Here is an 18,090-nt window from a genome sequence, read left to right on the forward strand (position 1 = left end):
GCGGGCGCGGGGGTTCAGGCAGACCCTTTCCGACGGAGTTCCCCCGACATGGCCGACCTATCCAATATGCGCGTGCTGATGCTCGCCACCGACGGGTTCGAGGAAGCCGAGCTGTTCGACCCTCGCCAGGCGCTGCTCGATGCGGGTGTCACGGTGACGCTCGCCTCGATCAAGACCGATCCGATCCAGGGCGTCGTCAACGATGACCAGAAGGGCAAGTCGATCACCCCCGATCTGACGCTCGACGCGGTCGACACGCAGGAGTTCGACGCGCTGGTACTGCCAGGCGGTGTCGGCAATCCCGACAAGATGCGCTTGCAGGAGCGCGCGCTCGAGATCGTCGAGGAGTTCATGGATGACGATAAGATCGTTGCCGCGATCTGCCACGCGCCGTGGCTGCTGGTCGAGGCCGATGTGGTCGACGGGCGTCAGGTGACCAGCTGGCCGTCGGTCCGCACCGACCTGGAGAATGCGGGCGCTGACGTCGTCGACGAGCAGGTGGTGGTCGACGACAATCTCATCACCAGCCGCAAGCCCGACGACATCCCCGCGTTCAACAAGGCGATCATCGAGGCGCTGACACAGGTCGCCGCGAACGCCGACGACTGAAGCGTGCTGCCCCGGCCGGGTGATTTACTCGGCCGGGGCGAGCATTCGACGCGGCCCGGCGCGGTTGAGCACGCGCTGCGCAGGCCGCTCGACGAAGCGATACAGCAGCGCGGACGCGGCGAGCACCAGCGTGAGATAGCCTGCCACTGCGAGAGGACCGATCGGACCCGACTGGTGGACGAAGGCAAGCTGAAACAGCTTCCACAGAATGTAGTGCGACAGGTAGGTGGCGTAGCTGATCTCGCCCAGATAATGGATCACGCGTATCTCGAGCGGGTTCCCGGCGCGGCCTGCTGTCAACGCGGCGGCGAGCAGTAGCGCGGCGAACGCGGCGGGAACGACCAGCGTCTCGGGCGCGCCGCTTTCCCAGGCGGCGAACAGCATCGCGGCGGCGACGAGGTACGGCAACGCGGGCGGTCGGCGCAGGTAAAGAGCGGCAACCAGCGTGCCGGTGGCGAACTCGCACAAGCACCGCACGATGCCGAAATGCGGGATGTCCTGACCGAGCGATGTCACGCCTCGCATGACGAGGTGAAGCAGCAGCAGCGTGAGACCGGCGAGCCCGACCAGCGTCGTGCTGCGGCAGCGGCGCCAGTCGACGGCGGCGACAAGCAACGGGAAGGCGAGATAGGCGGCGAGCTCGCAACTGATCGACCACGCGGGATAATTCCAGCGCATCGGATCGGCGAGGCCCCATGACTGGACCAGCACCAAATGCGCGGGCAGGTCCTGCCACCGGAGCGCCGCGTCGCTGCGTCCGGTCACGGCGAACAGCAGCGCCAGCGCGATGGCGACCGCAAGCATGACGAGGTGGAGCGGCCAGACCCGCGCGACGCGCTTCTGCCAGAAGCGCACGACCACCGCCGCATCGCCGATGCGCAGGCGCTCGCCCCAGCTCAGCCAGATGACGAAGCCCGACAGCAGGAAGAAGAAGTCGACCGCCAGATAACCCTTGGCCAAGACGCGCTCGACGGCGGGCGGAAGCCCGGCGATCGCGCCGCGCAGATGGTAAAGGACGACCAGCCATGCCGCGATCCCGCGCAGGCCCGTCAGTGCGCGAAGCTCGCTCACGCCGGCATCGGCTGCGCGCGCGGACGGCGGACGATGCCCGGCGCCGCTTCCTCGCGACGCCGCCGCGCCAGATAGGTGTCGAGCCCGATCTGCGTGCCGATCAGCATGTAGACGAACGACTGGAACGCGACCGCGATGAACGCCGCGCCGAACAGGTAGACGACGTGCGCGCTCTGCAATCCCGCGGCAAGCGATCCCGCCCAGGCGAACGCCCCTTCGCGGTAGCGGCGACGCAGCACCTCCATCCGCACCAGCCCGGTCAGGTTGATGAGCAGCCACAGGCTCAACCCGACATAGCCCTGCTCACCCAGCATCTCGAAATACGCGCTGTGATAGCCGCGCGCCTTGTCGGTCACCGTGCTGTTGTGCACCGAGCCATCGGGCGCAGTCTTGACGATGTCGTAGCGGATGCGGTTGCCGCGATACGCCTCGAACCCGCCGCCGAACGGATGCGTCTTCGCGTATTCCATCGTCCACTTCCACACCGCGATCCGGGTGGAGGCCGATTCGTCGGCATTATGATTCTCGATCGTGCTCATGCGATTGCTGAACGACGCGGGCAGGAACGGCACCGCGATCATCCCCGCGACCGCGATCAGCGACAGGTACACGAACTTGCGCTTCACGTTGCGCAGCGACAGCAGCGCGACCAGCACGATGCAGATCAGCCCGGTGCGCGTCGAGGTGCCGATCGGGATCAGCAGGCACGCGAACACCAGCGCCAGGCAGAACAGACGCACCTTGTTGTCGGGCGGGAAGATCGTGCCGTAGCGCATGAACCAGACGATCAGCGGGATGATCGCGATCGCGACGGTCGAGATGGTGCTGCCCTCGTAGAGCCCCGAATTATTGTCCACCATCAGGTTCAGCTGACCGTAGCCGCCACCGCCCGCCAGCGTCTTGATCCCGCCGACGATGATGATCGACGCTGCCGACAGGATCATGAACAAGAGCAACGCCTCCATCCTGAGCCGGGTGCGCAGTGTCAGCGGCAGGAACGCGGCAAAGAACAAGGTGCGCGACACCCACTCCCATTTCTCCTGCGCCTCGACCGGGAAATCGGCGCTCATCTTGGTCGCGAAGCAATAGGCCATCAGCAGCAGGATCAGCCCCTGCCGCGGCGCGACGCGGCTGTCCTTCTTGTCGTCGCTCAGCGCCCAGCCGCCGAGCATCAGCACCGCCGCGATCAGCGAGATCGGCACCGCGTTGAGCATGTAATAGGTCAGCCGCTGCGGCGAGACGATATCGATGTAGACGTACGTCAGCACGAACAGGAACGGGCGGCGAAAACCCGTTCCCCATAATGCGACCAGAAAGGCGATGAAGGCCAGGTCACGCACGGCGGCGGCGACGCTCCACCGGGTCGGTCGGCGACACCTCGCGATCGAGGTCGGGGCGACGCAGCAGCAGGATCGCGGTCAGCATCATCAGCCCGTGCGAGAGCGCGAGTGCGAAATTGTCGATCATGGCCGCAGCGTCCTCATGGGAGGAGCGCTTTAGCCGCGCCCTGGTTGACGCGGCGTTAAACCTGGCCGGTGCATGAGGGTCGCCATGCGCATCCTCCACGTCCTCGATCACGGATTGCCGCTGCAAAGCGGTTACACCTTCCGCACCCGCGCGATCCTCCATGCGCAGATGGCGCGCGGGTGGCAGGTCGCGGCGGTGACGGGCGCGCGGCAGGGTGCGGCGCAGGCGGGAGAAGAAACCGTCGACGGGATCGACTTCTACCGCACCGTGCCGCCGCGCAAGCTGCCCGCGCCACTGGGTGAGCTGAGCGAGATCGCCGCGCTGGCACACCGGGTCGATGAGGTCGTCGAGCGGTTTGGTCCCGACGTGCTTCACGCGCATTCTCCGGTGCTGGGCGGACTCGCCGCGTTGAAGGTCGCGCGCGCACGCGGCCTGCCGCTGCTCTACGAAATCCGTGCCTTCTGGGAGGATGCCGCGGTCGGCAACGGGACCGGGCGCGAGGGCAGCGTACGCTACCGTGCGACGCGCGCGCTTGAGACGTGGCTGTGCCGCCGCGCCGATGCGGTGGCGGTGATCTGCGAGGGCTTGCGCGGCGACCTGATCGCGCGAGGCATTCCGGCGGGCAAGATCATCGTGTCGCCCAACGGTGTCGACCTGACCTTGTTCGGCACCCCGCCTGTGCGCGACACCGCGCTTGCGGCCGAACTGGGGCTTGGTGACGAGGTGATCGGTTTCATCGGCAGCTTCTACGATTACGAGGGACTCGACGACCTGATCGCCGCGATGCCCGCGCTGGTGGCCGCGCGGCCACGCGCGCAATTGCTGCTGGTCGGGGGCGGGCCGATGGAAGCTGCGTTGCGCGCGCAGGCCGCCGCCTCGCCCGCCGCCGCGCAGATACGCTTTGTCGGACGCGTGCCGCACGACGAAGTGGAGCGTTATTACGGGCTGGTCGACGTGCTCGCCTATCCGCGCAAGCGGATGCGGCTGACCGATCTCGTCACGCCGCTGAAGCCGCTGGAAGCGATGGCGCAGGAACGGATCGTTGCCGCATCTGACATCGGCGGGCACCGCGAACTGATCCGCGACGGCGACACCGGCACCTTGTTCGCGCCCGACGATCCCGCCGCGATTGCTGCCTCGTTGGCGGCGCTGCTCGCCGACCAATCGGAATGGCCGGAGCGGCGGCGGCGTGCGCGCGCCTTTGTCGAGGCGGAGCGTAACTGGTCGTCAAATATTGCGCGCTACGATCCCGTTTACCACGAACTCGCACACGCGCGGCAGGACCGAACATGGCAACCACATTCCCCCTTGAACGCGTGAGGCACTACGTCCTCCCTGCGGTCGCCGCGCTGATCGGGCTGGGCGTCGCGATCGGCATCGCAACGGTGCCGAGCGACGTGCTGAACGCCGCGGTCGATCGCGCCGGGTTCAACAGCGTGCTGCCCGCCGCCGCCTCGCCGATCGGCACAACCGGGCGAACGATCCTGGCGCTGGTCGCAGGCGCGCTGATCGCGGCGTGCGGCTTTGCACCGCAGGCAAAGGCGTGGCTGGTGGAGCGGCTCGACACGTTCGCGCGCAAGCCGGCCGACAGCGGTAGAGCGCTGCACGACGACGAGGAGGAGCCTCCCGTCATCCGCCGCGCCGATGCGCATCCCGATGCGCCGCCGCGCCGGCCGATCCGTGCCGCAAGCGATCTCGGCGATCCGCTGCCGATCTTCGGCGAGGAGGATGAGCGCTCCGCTCCGCTGCCGCCGCCGGCCGAGCAGCCGCTGCCCGCCGACCTCGACCGGCCGCTCGCCGACTTCGATCCCGCCGCGGTGCCGCTACGCCCGATGGCGCCACCCGAGCCGATCGCGCCATTGCTGCACCGTCCCGGATCGAACGGGAAGGTTGATGATGTCGCGATCGACGTGCCTGAATGGGTCGATGCATCCGATCAGCTGCCGCTCGCCTCGGCCGAGTCGCAGCATTGGCCTGAGGAAAACGCCTGGCGTTGGTTCGAAGACGAAGCGTCGCGTCCTAAACCGATGGCGCCCACGCTCGATCGAAGCGCATCGGGGCAAGCAACTTCGATCGAAGAGGTCGCGCTTGGCGTTGCCACGAACCCGCCTGCCGATCAGCAGGAGCGCAGCGACATCGATTATAGCGACAAAGCACCAGCAGTGATGCCGACTGCAGCGGTCGCTTCACCTGAGGCTCAAATGCCGCCCCCGCTTTCACCCAAGCTCGTGGTCGCGAGCGCCGCGCCGCGGGGCGATGCGCCCGACGAGTCGATTGCCGGTTTGCTCGCGCGATTGGAGCGCGGGGCCGCGCAGCGGCGCGTCGTCGCGACACCCATGCCCGCGCCCGCCTCGGCGCCGGTCCAGCCGCCAGCGCCACCGCCGGTCAGCGAGCCCGCGCCCGTCTCGCTCGACGACACGTTGCAGCGCCTGCGCCGCCTCGCCGCGGGCTGATCAGGCGAGCGCGACCGTCACACCTTCCAGCCGGAAGCGTGCCGCGCCGCCGTCGCTCGCCCGCTCCCCGACGCGCAGTTCGGCGACGACGTGACCGGGCACCGCGAGGTCGGTATCGCCCAGCGTCGCCAGCCACGCGTCGAGCGCATCGCCGCGCGTGCCGCACGCCTCCACCACATGACGTGCGCCATTGAAGGTCGCCGAGCGCCATTCGCGCGCCGCGTGGCTGGCAATCGCGATCGGCGCGCCCGCACGCCGCGCCGACGCGCATAAGGCACGCTCGAACCGTTCCGCCGCGCGCATCAGCGTTCCTCCATCATCGCGAACACGCGCGCGCAGATGCGCTCACCCGGCACGCGTCCGCGCCGCAGGTCGTGGACAAGGCGGGGGTCGCGCACCGCCAGCCGCCCGAATTTCGTTTCGGGCATGCCGGTGCGACGCAGGTAACGGTCGATGTCGGTCAGCAGGGTCATGCAAACGCGCTCCATAGAATCGGTGTCCGTTCAGACATGTTCCCGGTCTGTTCTGCATTTTCCAACTTGTCTAGGAATTTTCCTGCGCTACGAACGTGCATGGTTGAGACGCCCCGCGACACGCTCGATCGCCTGACGCAGGCACGGGGCACCAGCCTGTCGGCGCTGTCGCGAATGCTGGGGCGCAACGTCGCCTATCTGCAGCAATATGTTCGCCGCGGTACGCCGCGCGTTTTGCCGGAGCGCGACCGGCGCGAACTCGCCGCGTTCTTCGGCGTGGAAGAGGCGGTGCTGGGAGGACCGGCTTCGACGGCGCCTGTGCTGGTGCGGGTGCCCTATCTCGCGCTCGCCGCATCGGCCGGGCCGGGGGCGACCGCAGCCGAGGAACGCGTGCTCCGCTACGAGGCGTTCGCGCCCGAGGCGCTGCGCGCCGCCGGTATGGCAGCGGCCGACGCTTCGATCATCGATGTGCGCGGCGAGTCGATGGCACCGGGCATCCGCCACGGCGACCGCGTGCTGGTCGATCGCGCTGCGCGCACCGTTTCCTCGACCGGTGACCTGTTCGTGATCCGCGTCGACGACCTGCTGTCGCTCAAGCGCGTGCGGCGGGCAGGCGACACGCTGGTGATCGCGAGCGACAATCCGCTTTATCCCACCACCGAACGGCTGCTGCGCGACGTGGCGGTGATCGGCCGCGCGCGGATGCTGCTGCGCGACCTTTAACGTTCCGGGCTGGCCGGAACGCCGGCGATCAGCGGCGGCGGTCGATCAGCCAGATGCCCAACGCGATGGCGACGCCGAATGCCAAGCCGGCGAGGAAGCCGACCGACGGCTGTCGCATCGCGATCCCCACGCCGGTGCCGACCAGCGCGCCCATCGCGATGAAGAAACCGCCCGCGGCGGATGATCTGGTCGACTGGCTCATGTCGCAGCGCTGTGCCACGTCGGACCCGCTTGCGCCAGCGCGACGGGCCGTGGCGCGGCTGCGGTCCGAAGTGGACCTGCCCGCGCTTTGCCCCTGTTGCGCCGCGTGAGAGCGGGCTAAGCCGCGGATCATGGGTTCGCGTGTGGGACGCCGCGCGTTGCTGTGCGCGGCCGGGGGGATCGTTGGTCTGGTACCGGCTGCGCACGCGCAGCAGGTGAACCGAGCCGCGCCCACGTCTGTATCCGCCGTACCGCAATCGCCCGACCCGCTCGATCTCGATCCCTCAGCACCGCTCGCCGCGATGCCCGACATCGGCGTCGACTGGCCCGACCTGACCGCGGCTGCGTCGACGGCGAGCACCGATCCGCGCCGCGCCGACGTCGGCGCGCTGACCCGTTACGGCTACCGTGTCGAGGGGCTCGACGGGGTCGCCTCCGACCTGTTGCGGCAACGCTTCGAGGAACTGTCCACCCTTGCTGCCAACCACAACAAGGAAGCGAATGCCGCGCAGCTCGACCGCCGCGCGAAGCAGGATGCCGACCTGCTCGTCACGCTGCTGAAGGGGGAAGGCTATTACGACGCCGCGGTGACGACTTCGGTCGCGAATGAGGCGAAGCGCCCGGTGATCGTGCTACAGGCGACGCCGGGCTCGCTGTACCGCTTCGCCGGCGTGACGCTGAACGGTATCACGGGCGCGGGTGACAAGGCGGCTGCGCTGGAGAAGGCGTTTCCCATCACCGGCAACGATCCGGTCAATGCCGATACGATCGCCGCCGCCGAGGGCACCTTGCGCACCGCGGTCGGCGAGCAGGGGTTCGCCTTCGCCAAGGTTGGTGAGCCTGCGATCGTGGTCGATCATGCGACCCGCACCGCCACGCTCGCGCTCGACCTGTCCACCGGCACCGCGCGCCGCTTCGGCCGCATCACCGCCAACGCGAACAACCGCGTGTTCGACGCCGCGCACGTGCAGGAGATCGCGCGCTTCGCCCCCGGTGTTCCGTACACGACCTCGGGCGTCGACGACCTGCGCCGCGCATTGATCCAGACCGGGCTTGTCTCGACCGCGCAGGTGACACCGGTGCCGGGTGCCACGCCGGAGACGGTTGATCTCGACGTGCGGCTAGAGCCCGCGCCGCCGCGCACGGTCGCGGCCGAGCTCGGTTACGGCACCGGCGAGGGTGCGCGGTCCGAGGTCAGCTGGACGCACCGCAACCTGTTCCCGCCAGAGGGCGCGTTGACGCTGCGCGGCGTGCTCGGCACGCGCGAGCAGCTTGGCTCGGTGGTGTTCCGCCGCAACAATTTCCGCGAGCGCGACCAGGTGCTGACCGCGCAATTCGCCGCCGCGCATACACAACGCGACGCGTACGACGCCAACACGCTGACGCTGTCGGGATCGCTCGAACGGCAAACCAACATCTTCTTTCAAAAGACCTGGACCTGGTCGCTCGGCGCCGAGCTGGTCGCGACCGACGAGCGCGACGTGATCGCCTCGACCGGCGAGCCGCGCCGCCGCACCTTCTTCATCGGCGCGCTGCCCACCAGCCTCGGTTACGATGGATCGGACGACCTGCTCAACCCGACGCGCGGGTTCCGGCTGGCGGGGCGGCTCAGCCCCGAGATCAGCCTGCAGGGCAATGTCTTCGGTTATGCCCGCACGCAATTGGATGCCAGCGGTTACCTCCCCGCAAGCAAGGGCGTGACGCTCGCCGGACGCGTGCGCGTCGGCACCATCCTCGGCGCACCGCGCGATCAGATCGCGCCGTCCAGGCGCTTCTACGCCGGCGGCGGCGCGTCGGTGCGCGGCTACGGATTCCAGGCGATCGGCCCGCGCGACGTCAACAACGATCCGATCGGCGGGCGGTCGCTGTCCGAATTCTCGATCGAGGCGCGGGTCAGGGCGTTCGGCAATTTCGGCATCGTGCCGTTCTTCGACGGCGGGAATATCTACACCGGCGTCGTACCCGACTTCAAAGGGTTGCAGTACGGCGCGGGGCTGGGCGTGCGTTATTACTCCAACTTCGGGCCGATCCGCCTTGATGTCGGCACCCCGCTCAACCCGCAGCCGGGTGACAGCCGGGTCGCGGTCTATGTCTCGCTTGGGCAGGCGTTTTGAGAGCCATGTTGCGCTGGACCCTGCGGATCGTCGCAGGCTTGGGCGTGCTTATGGCGATGGTCGCGGTCGTGCTCGACAGCGACATCGGACACCGCTTCGTCGCCGACCGCGTCAACGCGCTCGCGCCCGCCAACGGCTTGCGCTTCCACCTCGGCCGCATCGATGGCTCGCTGTACGGCAAGGCCGAACTGGTCGACTTTCGCCTGAGCGATCCCGACGGGCTGGTGCTGGCGGTGCCGCGCGCGACGCTTGACTGGGATCCGTTCGCATGGGTGTCGAACCGGCTCGACATCGATGCGCTGGACGTGCCCTTGGCCATGCTCGCCAAGCTGCCGCGCACGATCGACACTGGAAAGCAGGGTCCGATCCTGCCTGACTTCGACATCGCGATCCGCCGCCTGCGTGTCTCCCGGCTGGTCGTGGCACCGCGGGTGACCGGGCGGCAGCGTTACGGGCGGCTTCAAGGGCGCGCCGACATCCGCTCGGGCCATGCCGCGGTCGATCTCGCCGCGTTGATCGAGGGAAGCGACCGCGTCTCCGCGCGGATCGATGCCGTCCCCGATGCCGGGCGTTTCGACATCGACGTGCACGCGGCAGGCGCCGCGCAGGGCGTGCTCGCGCAGTTGACAGGATTGCGCCGCGCCGTCTCGCTCGATGTCGGCGGCGTCGGTGACTGGCAGCGCTGGCGCGGGACTGCGCGCGCGCAGGTCGGCGGCGCGCGTGTGGCCGACCTCGCCCTCGGCAACGACGCTGGCCGCTACACGCTGACGGGTACGCTTGCGGTCGCCGGGATCACGCGCGGCAAGCTACAGGCGCTGACCGTCCCCCGCGTGGCGGTGAACGGCAGCGGGACGTTCGCCGGTCGGCGGCTTGACGGCACGTTGTCGCTGCGTTCGGCCGCGCTCGCCGCCGAGGCGACGGGCGTGGTCGATCTGGCCCGCACCCGGCTCGACAACCTGCGCCTGCGCGCGCGGTTGCTCAGGCCCGAGGCGCTGTTCCGTAACATGCGCGCGACCGGCATGGAGCTGCGCGCGATCCTCGACGGGCCGCTGCGCGCGTTCACGTTCGACTATCGCATCACGAGCGCCCGCTTCTCGTTCGACCAAACCGGGTTCGAGCAGGCACGCGCGGCTGGGCGCGGGCGCTGGTCAAAGGCGCCGATCGCGCTGCCGGTGCGCTTCACTGCCGCGCGCGTGACCGGCCTCGGCAATGTCGCGGGCGGCATCCTGCGCAATTTGGCGGTCGACGGTACGCTGCGGGTCACCTCCAGGCTTGTCACCGGCGACGATTTGCGGTTGCGTTCGGACAAGCTCACCGGGCGCATCAACCTTCAACTCGACCTGACGAACGGTCAGTTCGACATCGGCGTGAACGGCGCGCTCGGGCGATTGCTGATCCCCGGCCTCGGCGTGGTTGACGTGCAGTCGCGGCTCACTGTCGTGCCGGGCCCGGGCGGCCATGGCACCCGCGTCGTCGGACGCGGCAGCGCGCAGATGGTCCGGCTCGACAACGCCTTCTTCCGCAGCCTGGCGGGCGGATTGCCGCATGTCGAGACGCTGCTGGAGCGCACCCCGGACGGCGTCCTGCATTTCACCAACCTCGTCCTGACCGCACCGCAGATCAGACTGAGGGGCAGCGGATTTCGCCGCCGTGACGGCACGTTCCATTTCGAGGGCGCAGGGACGCAGGCGACCTACGGCGCGCTGACGTTGAAGCTGGACGGGCAGATCGAGCGGCCGGTGATCGACCTAGTCTTCCAGCGGCCGAACGCGGCGCTGGGCCTGACGGGCGTGCGCGCGCACCTCGATCCGACACCCGCCGGCTTCGCCTTCACCGCCGCCGGCGGATCGCGGCTTGGACCGTTCACGACCGAGGGGCAGATTCTGTTGCCGAAGGGCGGGACCGCACGGATCGCGGTCGCGCGGCTCGATGTCAGCGGCACCCGTGCGAGCGGCGCGCTCGACATCGTGCCCAACGGCTTCCTCGGGCGGTTGACCGTCGCAGGCGGGGGCATTTCCGGCACGCTCGACTTCGCGCCGCAGGGCACGATCCAGCGTATCGTCGGCTCGCTTGATGCGCGCGCGGCGCGGCTCGACAGCGTGTCGGTACGGCAGGGTCATGTGGATTTCACCACATTGCTCGATCCCACCGGCACGCGCGTCAGCGCGACCATGACCGGCAACGGGTTGCGGCGTGGCTCGCTCAGTATCGCGCGCTTGGCCGGCACCGCGACGCTGAACGGCGACACGGGGGAGGTGCGTGCCTCGATCGCCGGATCGCGCGGTGCGGGGTTCCAGATCCAGACGGTGACGCAAATCGCCGCCGATGGCTACACGGTGCAGGCACAGGGTAAGGTCGGTAACCAGCCGATCCGGCTCGACACGCCCGCACGGCTGCGGCGCGACGGCGACGATTGGCTGCTCGCGCCCACCAACCTGTCGTTCGCCGGTGGCCGCGCGCAGGCGTCAGGACGGTTCGGCGCGGTCGACACCGCGGTCGATCTCACCGTCGACACGATGCCGCTGTCGGTGCTCGACATCGGTTATGCCGGGCTCGGCCTCGGCGGCAACGCGTCGGGTACGCTTCATTACGCGGCGCGCGGAGCCGAGGCGCCGACCGGCCGCGTCAACATGACGGTGCGCGGGCTGACGCGCTCGGGGCTGCTGCAATCCTCCGCACCGATCGACCTGGGGATCGCGGGCGTGCTGACCGCCGACAAGGCCGGGTTGCGCGCGGTCATGGCATCGAACGGCCGCACGATCGGGCGCGCGCAGGCGCTGCTCCGGCCGCTGGGGCAGGGCGACGTGGTCGAGCGGCTGACGGGTGCGGGTCTGTTCGCGCAACTGCGCTACAGCGGGCCCGCCGACACCTTGTGGCGGCTGACTCGGGTCGAGCTGTTCGACCTCGCCGGACCCGTCGCGATCGCCGCCGATGTGTCGGGCAGCGTCCGCGCACCTCAGATCAGGGGGCAGGTGAAGGCGACCGGCGCACGGATCAGCAGCGCGACGACCGGCACCGCGCTCACCAACGTGCAGGCGACCGGCCGCTTCGCCGGATCGCAATTGCAGGTGGGAAGCTTCACCGCCGACGCCGGGCGCGGCGGCACGGTGACCGGCACCGGCCGGTTCGACTTCGCCGGCGCGAAGGGCGTCGCGCTCGATCTCAGGATGCAGGCGAACCGCGCGGTGCTGATCGACCGCGACGATATCGGGGCAACCGTGACGGGGCCGCTCACCTTCACCTCCGACGGGTCGGGCGGGCGGATCGCGGGCGACGTGCGGCTCGACGCCAGCCGCTACCGCCTCGGACAGGCGACCGTCGCGAGCGCATTGCCGCAGCTGAACGTGCGCGAGATCAACCTGCCCGGCGGCGGCGAGGCCGATGACGACGCCGGACCCGCGCCGTGGACGCTCGCGGTGCACGCGCACGCCAGGGGCGGGTTGATGGTCAGCGGGCTCGGCCTGTCATCGGAATGGTCGACCGACGTGAACATCGCCGGCACGCCGGACAATCCCGCGATCACCGGCCGCGCCGACCTGATCCGCGGCGATTACGAGTTTGCCGGGCGCGAGTTCGAGCTGGAGCGCGGCGTGCTTCGCTTCGCAGGCGAGGTGCCCGCCAACCCAGCGCTCGATATCGAGGCGAATGCCGACTCGACCGGGCTGCGCGCCAGCATTCGCGTCACCGGCGTCGCGCAGAAGCCCGAGATCACCTTCAGCAGCGTGCCTGCGCTGCCGCAGGACGAACTCCTGTCACGGCTGCTGTTCGGCACCTCGATTACCAACCTGTCCGCGCCCGAGGCGTTGCAGCTCGCCGCGGCGGTGGCGGCGTTGCAGGATGGCGGGAACGGCATCAACCCGATCAACGCGGTGCGCCGCGCGGCCGGGCTCGACCGCCTTCGCATCCTGCCAGCCGACCCGCAGACGGGGCAGGCGACCTCGATCGCGGCGGGCAAATACGTGACGCGGCGGCTCTATGCCGAAATCATCACCGACGGGCAGGGCTATTCCGCCACGCGGGTCGAGTTCCAGGTCACGCGCTGGCTGTCGCTATTGTCATCAATATCGACGCTCGGCCGGCAGAGCGGCAACGTGCGGGTGTCAAAGGATTATTGAGGCGCCGGCTCCCGCCCGGTCCCGGGCGGGGTGATCGGTCGATCACAGCCCGTCGATCATCTCCGACAGCACTTCCAGGCACGACACGCCGAGCTGCTTCGACCGCTCCGGGCTCCAGCCGAACTCGGCATCGGGGTTTGGATCGTGATCCTTGAACGGCATCTCCAGCGTCACCGACACCGCACCGAAGCGCTCGGCGAGCTGGTTGGTCGACATCGACAGGTTCGCCTTGCCCGCCGCCGACTTGTCGTAGCCGAGCTTTGTCTGGAAGTCGGGCGTGTGCGCCGCGAGACGCCGGCCGAAGTCGTAGAACTTGTCGCCGTGCGCGTCGGTCCACGACGGGATGCCCTCGAACCCCGCGATGAAGTTGGCGGCGATCGCCTCGTCACCATGGACGTCCATCGCGAAGGTGACGCCGGTGCGGTCCATCTCGGCCAGCACGCACCGCACCTCCGGGCTACGCTCGGCACTCGGCGAATGCCACTCGCGATTGAGGTTCACCCCAGCTGCATTGGTGCGCAAATGGCCGCGACGCGTGCCGTCCGGGTTCATGTTGGGCACGACGTGGACGGTCGCCTTGTCGAGCAACGGTCGCGCCGCATCGCTGGTCAGCCAGTCGAGCGCGCCTTCCATCCACCATTCGGTCATCGATTCGCCCGGATGCTGGCGGCCGTAGAGCCAGACCTGCTTCTCGCCCGACCCGATGCGGAGGTAATCGATCGCCTGTCCGTCGAGTGTCTGCCCGATCTCGCGATGCGTCACTCCCGGCCGCGCTGCGACACGCGCGATCAGATGCGCGTGCATCTCCATCGTGTACGGCGCGAAATAGGCGAACCAGGCAAGGTCGCCGCTGCCATCCCAGTCGAACTCCAGCACGCCATCCTTGTAGCGCGTGTCGATCATCCGCCACTGCGCGAGATCGGTCGAGGCGCGCGTCTTGTACCCCGGCCAGCCGAACGGATAGGCCGACTTGCCCGCGTTGAGGATGCGGAAGGTCGTCGCGCGACCCGCAAGGCCGGAAGCGCGAAAATAGAACCATTGAAAGAAGTCGGACTGGTGATCGTGGACGATCTCCAGATCGACGTGATCATCATGCACGGCGACGACACGAATGTTGCCGCCATCAAAGGCGGCGTTGATCGACACGGCCATGCTCACTTGACCTCGATCGTCCGGCCCGACTCGCCGGGGAAGCCCTTGAACAACGCGGCTGCCAGGCGCTGCGAGATCGATCCTGCATCGGCGGTCGGCGCGCGCACGTCGGTGAGCGACTGCGCCTGTCCTTCCCAGATCGCGTCCGGTCCCTTGCGGATGCGCACCGACAGTTCGGTCACCACGCCTTCGCCGCCACCACCGCCGCCGACCGGGAAGCCTACCCCCGCGCCGACTCCGCCGCCGCTGCGCCAGCCGCCGCCACCCACGCCGCCGCCGAGCCCGATCGACACCGGCGAGCGTCGCCGCGGCAGCGATTGCGGCGCGCGGGTGAAGCCGACCGTTGCGATATATTCGGCCGTGGCGCCGGGGGCGGGATTGGTGAAGCCCTGCCGCAAGAGCTGGCTCTGCACCGCGGCGGCATAGGTCTTGTACTCGATGCTGGGCGTCGTCGGACCGGGCAGCGGCTCAACCGCGATTGTGCCGCGTTGCGTCACCGGATCATAGTGGAAGCGCGTGGCCGAGACGGGAAAGGATTGCGGCCCCGTCGCGCAGGCGGAAACCAGCGTGGCGGTCGCGAGGGCGGCAAGTGGTAGGGCGCGCATGTGACCTTCTCTTTCCTGTGACGATCGTTTCGACTAGGTAACGCCGCACGATGCTGCAAGCTCCCGCGCCGCGCCGTTCGTGTGCGACGGGGAAGCGCGGTTGACTTGCGCGGCCGGCTTCACTAGGCGGCGCGCTTTCCCTGAAGACTCGAACACGACCGTAAAGGCGCACCATGAAGATCCGCAACAGCTTGAAGTCGCTCAAGGACCGCCACCGCGACAACCGCGTGATCCGTCGCCGCGGCCGTACCTATGTCATCAACAAGACCAACCGCCGCTTCAAGGCGCGCCAGGGCTGATTCGCCCGCTGCTGATTCGATCGGCACGGTTGGAATAAAGCGGTTCATGCCCGTTACGTCGGTGATCTTCGATGTCGGGCACGTCCTCTTCGATTGGGACCCGCGAGTCCTGTACGAGCGCCTGTTCGACGACGAACAGGCGCTCGACGTGTTCCTGCGTGATGTCGCCACGCGCGAGTGGCATTTCCAGCACGATGCGGGACGGCCGTTTGCGGAAACCTCGGCCGAGCTGATCGCGCTCCACCCCGAACATGCGGAGATGATCCGTCTCTGGGGACCGCGCTTTTCCGAGCAGATCCCCGGACCGATCGCGGGCATGACGGAGATCGTCGAGGAACTGGACGCGAACGGCGTGCTCCTGTTCGCGATCACCAATTTCTCGGGCGAGTTCTTTGCACCTTTCCGCGCGCGTGAGGCGGCGCTGTTCGACCGATTTCGCGACATCGTCGTGTCGGGCGACGAGAAGCTGATCAAGCCCGACGCCGCGATCTACCACCTCGCGCTGCGCCGTTTCGGCGTGGCGGCGGACGAGACGATCTTCGTCGACGACAACGAAGCCAACATCGCCGGTGCACGCGTGGTCGGCATCCGCGCGCATCACTTCCGCGACGCCGAGACGCTGCGCGTCGAGCTGACCGAGCTGGGACTGCTGCGCTGAGCCAGCCCGTCGTCAGCGCCGGGGCAACTGGAGTCGAGGGAGGGGATGTGCCGCTGCGCCACCTGCTGCTCGGGCTGGCCGTCGTGGTGGTCTGGGGCACCAATTTCGTCGTCATTCGCGTCGCGCTGGAGCAATTTCCGCCGCTCGCCTTTGCCGCACTTCGCTTCACGCTCGCCTTCTTTCCTGCAGCGCTGTTCATCCGTCGCCCGGCAGTGCGCTGGCGCGACCTCGCCGCCTACGGCGTGCTGATCGGCGCGGGGCAGTTCGGGCTGCTGTTCATCGCCATGAACGGCATGATCTCGCCCGGCCTTGCGAGCCTGGTGGTGCAGAGCCAGGTGTTCTTCACCATCGCGCTCGCGATGGCGTTCCGCGGCGAGCGGGTGAAGCGGGTGCAGGTGCTGGCGCTCGTCATGGCGACCGCGGGGATCGGCGTGATCGTCGCGCACGGCGGCGGGGCGGCAACGCCGCTCGGCCTCGTGCTGGTCATCGCGGCGGCACTCAGCTGGGCAGGCGGCAACCATGTCGCGAAGGCGAGTGGGGTGACCGACATGCTCGGCTTCGTCGTCTGGTCGAGCATGTTCGCGGTGCCGCCGCTGGTCGTCGCCGCGCTGTTGCTGGAAAGGGCAGGGCCGATCGCAACGGCGCTCGCGCAGGCGACGCCCGGCGCGTGGGCGGCAGTCGTGTGGCAATCGGTTGGCAACTCGCTGTTCGGCTATGCCGCCTGGGGCTGGCTGCTCGCGCGCCACCCGGCCGCGACGATCACCCCACTCGCGATGCTGGTGCCGGTGTTCGGCATGGGCGCGAGCGCGATGCTGCTGGGTGAGCCGCTGCCGGGTTGGAAGCTGGGCGCGGGCGCGCTGGTGCTGGGCGGCCTCGCGCTCAACATCCTGTGGCCGCTCGCCGGGCGCATCCCGTGGCGACGCGGCGCGGGCGCCTAAACGACCGCCATCACCTCGATCGCGTCCTCGCGACCGTTGAAGGCGACGATCTCGCCCGCCTCCGCGCCCATCAGCGCACGCGCGAGCGGAGCGGAGAAGGGGATGGTGCCGGCAGCCGGATCGGCTTCGTCGTCGCCGACCAGCGTCACGCGGCGTTCCTTGCCGCCAAGCGTGAAGGTCACGCGGTTGCCGAAGCCGACCGCCCCGTCCGAGCGCGGCGCGGTTTCCACTGCAGTTACCTGGCGCGTCTGCCAGTAGCGCAGGTCGCGACGCAGCTTCTTGACCACCTCCGCGTCTTCGGTCGCGGCAATCTGATGCTCCAGCGCGCCGATCCGCTCGTCGATCAGCGCGCGCCCGCGCGGCGTCACCAGATTGGGCCCGGACGGCAGCGGCAGCTCGAAGGTCGGCTCGAGATGCTCGTCGTCACTTTCACGGCGAAAGGCGACGCTCATCCGAGCTTGCCGAACTGCGCCTCGTAGCCGGCGCGATCGCCCTTCGCGAGCAAGCGCGCCTGCTCGCGCCAGCGGTCGCGCTCCATCCGGCCCTGGAACGCCCCCATCTTGGCGTCGAGCTCGGCTGCTTCGCCGTCATCGATCCATGCGAGCTGATCGACCTGCGTGATGCCGAGTTCGTTCAGACGCGTGGCGATCTTGGGGCCGAGCCCCTTTAGCTGAGTGATCGAGCCTGCGTCAGCCGGGGTTGCGGCGGGCGCGGAAGGTGCCGGGCGGGGCGTATCCGCGGCCGTGCTGGCGGGCGATGCGTCGAGCGGTGCGGCTGCCGCGATCGGCTCGTCGGCGAGCGGCGCTTCGTCCGGCTGCTCATCGAATGTTCGGTCGGCGGGTTGCGGCTGGCCGACCGTCGGGGACGGCAGCGGGGCAGGTGCCGGCTGCGGCGAAGTTTCGCGTGGGGCCGCGTCGCGCTCGTCACGGCCTTGCTCGGCTTTGTTTTCCTCGGGTGCGAGCGTCGATGCCGCATTCTGCTTCGGTGCGTCGGCGAACGAATCGCCCGCGAGATCGGCCTCACGCTCCTCGACGCCGTCGTCGCGCAGCGCCTCGATCCGCGTCTGCTCCTCCTGCTCGGCCACGCGGCGCGCGCGCTTCAATCGCGCGCCCTTGATCATGCCCAGGATCGTCAGCAGTGCGAGCACTGCCACCAGCCCGAGCGCGACCAGCACGAGCACGCTGTCCTGCGAAAACGGCATCATCGAGTAAT

General features: G+C 68.9%; 19 protein-coding genes. 9 read left to right on the forward strand and 10 right to left on the reverse strand.

Annotation, left to right across the window (positions count from 1 at the left end; all coding sequences use genetic code 11):
- Window positions 1–48 precede the first annotated feature (48 nt).
- Complete coding sequence (locus SMN802W_RS0112895) at window positions 49–609, forward strand: type 1 glutamine amidotransferase domain-containing protein (RefSeq protein WP_019517333.1); 561 nt, start codon at window positions 49–51, stop codon at window positions 607–609.
- Window positions 610–633: 24 nt separating this feature from the next.
- On the opposite strand, the gene SMN802W_RS0112900 is transcribed toward SMN802W_RS0112895, so the two are convergent.
- From SMN802W_RS0112900 to SMN802W_RS18850, 3 genes are read right to left on the reverse strand one after another with little or no spacing between them, the layout of a single operon-like run.
- Window positions 634–1,680: an acyltransferase family protein gene (locus SMN802W_RS0112900; protein ID WP_019517334.1), complete on the reverse strand. Its 1,047-nt coding sequence runs from the start codon at window positions 1,678–1,680 to the stop codon at window positions 634–636.
- A complete protein-coding gene (locus SMN802W_RS0112905; RefSeq protein WP_019517335.1) occupies window positions 1,677–3,020 on the reverse strand; it encodes a putative O-glycosylation ligase, exosortase A system-associated in 1,344 nt (447 codons plus the stop codon). Before SMN802W_RS0112905 ends, SMN802W_RS0112900 begins: the two co-directional genes overlap by 4 nt.
- Window positions 3,013–3,147 carry a hypothetical protein gene (locus SMN802W_RS18850; protein ID WP_019517336.1) on the reverse strand — a complete coding sequence of 45 codons (135 nt, stop codon included), beginning with the start codon at window positions 3,145–3,147 and terminating at the stop codon, window positions 3,013–3,015. The genes SMN802W_RS0112905 and SMN802W_RS18850 overlap by 8 nt, the downstream gene beginning before the upstream one ends.
- Window positions 3,148–3,231: 84 nt before the next feature.
- Between SMN802W_RS18850 and SMN802W_RS17100 the strand changes: the two genes are divergently transcribed.
- Entirely contained in the window at window positions 3,232–4,467 is a 1,236-nt protein-coding gene (locus SMN802W_RS17100) for a TIGR04063 family PEP-CTERM/XrtA system glycosyltransferase (protein WP_019517337.1), read from the forward strand.
- Complete coding sequence (locus tag SMN802W_RS17675) at window positions 4,437–5,600, forward strand: hypothetical protein (RefSeq protein ID WP_156818891.1); 1,164 nt, start codon at window positions 4,437–4,439, stop codon at window positions 5,598–5,600. The genes SMN802W_RS17100 and SMN802W_RS17675 overlap by 31 nt, the downstream gene beginning before the upstream one ends.
- Here the strand turns inward: SMN802W_RS17675 and SMN802W_RS17110 are convergent, their stop codons facing one another.
- Entirely contained in the window at window positions 5,601–5,903 is a 303-nt protein-coding gene (locus SMN802W_RS17110; protein ID WP_019517338.1) for a hypothetical protein, read from the reverse strand.
- Window positions 5,903–6,073 (reverse strand): hypothetical protein, encoded by a 171-nt coding sequence (locus SMN802W_RS18595; protein WP_019517339.1) that lies wholly within the window; start codon window positions 6,071–6,073, stop codon window positions 5,903–5,905. Before SMN802W_RS18595 ends, SMN802W_RS17110 begins: the two co-directional genes overlap by 1 nt.
- Before the next feature lie 99 nt (window positions 6,074–6,172).
- Between SMN802W_RS18595 and SMN802W_RS17115 the strand changes: the two genes are divergently transcribed.
- Window positions 6,173–6,796 carry a S24 family peptidase gene (locus SMN802W_RS17115; RefSeq protein ID WP_019517340.1) on the forward strand — a complete coding sequence of 208 codons (624 nt, stop codon included), beginning with the start codon at window positions 6,173–6,175 and terminating at the stop codon, window positions 6,794–6,796.
- A 28-nt stretch (window positions 6,797–6,824) separates the two neighbouring features.
- Here the strand turns inward: SMN802W_RS17115 and SMN802W_RS18390 are convergent, their stop codons facing one another.
- Entirely contained in the window at window positions 6,825–7,016 is a 192-nt protein-coding gene (locus SMN802W_RS18390) for a hypothetical protein (protein ID WP_156818892.1), read from the reverse strand.
- 112 nt (window positions 7,017–7,128) lie between these two features.
- Here SMN802W_RS18390 and SMN802W_RS0112945 point away from each other — a divergent pair, with 112 nt between their 5' ends.
- Both SMN802W_RS0112945 and SMN802W_RS0112950 read left to right on the forward strand, forming a co-directional pair.
- A complete protein-coding gene (locus tag SMN802W_RS0112945; protein WP_026326100.1) occupies window positions 7,129–9,111 on the forward strand; it encodes an autotransporter assembly complex protein TamA in 1,983 nt (660 codons plus the stop codon).
- A 5-nt stretch (window positions 9,112–9,116) separates the two neighbouring features.
- On the forward strand, window positions 9,117–13,226 hold the full coding sequence (locus tag SMN802W_RS0112950; protein WP_019517343.1) for a translocation/assembly module TamB domain-containing protein: 4,110 nt from the start codon (window positions 9,117–9,119) through the stop codon (window positions 13,224–13,226).
- Between the two features lie 42 nt (window positions 13,227–13,268).
- Here SMN802W_RS0112950 and SMN802W_RS0112955 read toward each other — a convergent pair whose 3' ends face one another.
- A complete protein-coding gene (locus SMN802W_RS0112955; RefSeq protein ID WP_019517344.1) occupies window positions 13,269–14,378 on the reverse strand; it encodes a M14 family metallopeptidase in 1,110 nt (369 codons plus the stop codon).
- A 2-nt stretch (window positions 14,379–14,380) separates the two neighbouring features.
- Window positions 14,381–14,983: a hypothetical protein gene (locus SMN802W_RS18395; protein ID WP_019517345.1), complete on the reverse strand. Its 603-nt coding sequence runs from the start codon at window positions 14,981–14,983 to the stop codon at window positions 14,381–14,383.
- A gap of 173 nt (window positions 14,984–15,156) precedes the next feature.
- Here SMN802W_RS18395 and ykgO point away from each other — a divergent pair, with 173 nt between their 5' ends.
- Genes ykgO through SMN802W_RS0112975 form a run of 3 tightly spaced genes read left to right on the forward strand, consistent with a single transcriptional unit; the run spans window position 15,157 to window position 16,878 of the window.
- Complete coding sequence (gene ykgO / locus SMN802W_RS0112965; RefSeq protein WP_003046794.1) at window positions 15,157–15,282, forward strand: type B 50S ribosomal protein L36; 126 nt, start codon at window positions 15,157–15,159, stop codon at window positions 15,280–15,282.
- A 46-nt stretch (window positions 15,283–15,328) separates the two neighbouring features.
- Entirely contained in the window at window positions 15,329–15,940 is a 612-nt protein-coding gene (locus tag SMN802W_RS0112970; RefSeq protein ID WP_019517346.1) for an HAD family hydrolase, read from the forward strand.
- A 47-nt stretch (window positions 15,941–15,987) separates the two neighbouring features.
- Complete coding sequence (locus SMN802W_RS0112975) at window positions 15,988–16,878, forward strand: EamA family transporter (RefSeq protein ID WP_019517347.1); 891 nt, start codon at window positions 15,988–15,990, stop codon at window positions 16,876–16,878.
- Here SMN802W_RS0112975 and SMN802W_RS0112980 read toward each other — a convergent pair.
- Together SMN802W_RS0112980 and SMN802W_RS17120 are read right to left on the reverse strand one after the other, a co-directional pair.
- Window positions 16,875–17,330 carry a GreA/GreB family elongation factor gene (locus tag SMN802W_RS0112980; protein WP_019517348.1) on the reverse strand — a complete coding sequence of 152 codons (456 nt, stop codon included), beginning with the start codon at window positions 17,328–17,330 and terminating at the stop codon, window positions 16,875–16,877. The genes SMN802W_RS0112975 and SMN802W_RS0112980 overlap by 4 nt on opposite strands.
- Window positions 17,327–18,082: a hypothetical protein gene (locus SMN802W_RS17120; RefSeq protein ID WP_156818894.1), complete on the reverse strand. Its 756-nt coding sequence runs from the start codon at window positions 18,080–18,082 to the stop codon at window positions 17,327–17,329. Before SMN802W_RS17120 ends, SMN802W_RS0112980 begins: the two co-directional genes overlap by 4 nt.
- Between the last annotated feature and the right edge of the window lie 8 nt (window positions 18,083–18,090).

Origin of the sequence: Sphingomonas sp. Mn802worker, from assembly GCF_000382485.1 — a bacterium.
Taxonomy (GTDB): Bacteria; Pseudomonadota; Alphaproteobacteria; order Sphingomonadales; family Sphingomonadaceae; genus Sphingomonas.